The following is a 574-nucleotide window of genomic DNA, read 5'->3' as shown; positions in this document are numbered from 1 at the left end:
CCGTGGCGACGATGTCTCCGCGCAGGTTGGCCAGCTGCAGCGTGACCGTGCCGGTGTTGTCTTGGACGGCGGCGAGGTCTCCACCGATTCCGAGGATGTTGCGGGTCCACCCGCCGCCGGTGACGCCGATCCAGGCCGGGCTGTCGCCGAGTTCGGCCGCCGTCGAACCTGTCGTGCCGTCGTATCGAACCAGCGGGTAGTGGTTAGTCCAGCTCGTCGATCCTTCACTCCAGGATCGGATGCGCCGTGCCGGGTCGAGGGTGTAGGTGCGGGTAGTCGAGCCTGCGGTCTGCGAGGCGACCATGTCGTTCACGTGGTAGCCGACGGTAAGCGCGACACCGGCCGCATCCGCGGCCGGCACAGCCGTGGTGCGGCCGAACAGGTCGTAGGTGTAGCCGGTGTCGATGATCCGGTCGGCCTGGTCATAGCTGTGAGAGTAGACCTGCGGGGTCGTGCCGGTGGAGCAGTTCCCGGTCTCCGGCTGACCGCCGGCATCCGGGTAGCTGGTCAGGGCGATGCGATTGGAATCCAGGTCGTAGGTGTAGGTGCGGGTGGTGCAGATCCGCGGCCCGCC

The 574-nt window shown here is 67.8% G+C and carries 1 protein-coding gene; it reads right to left on the bottom strand.

Features of this window, described 5'->3' with window-relative positions; genetic code table 11:
- Positions 1–574 (bottom strand): hypothetical protein (locus tag AC08OV_RS06320; RefSeq protein WP_476613499.1); only part of this gene is annotated, 574 nt, incomplete at both ends.

The sequence above is a fragment of the Frankia sp. CeTa3Moorea genome (assembly GCF_978021225.1).
This window is presented reverse-complemented; position numbering and strand designations above follow the sequence as displayed.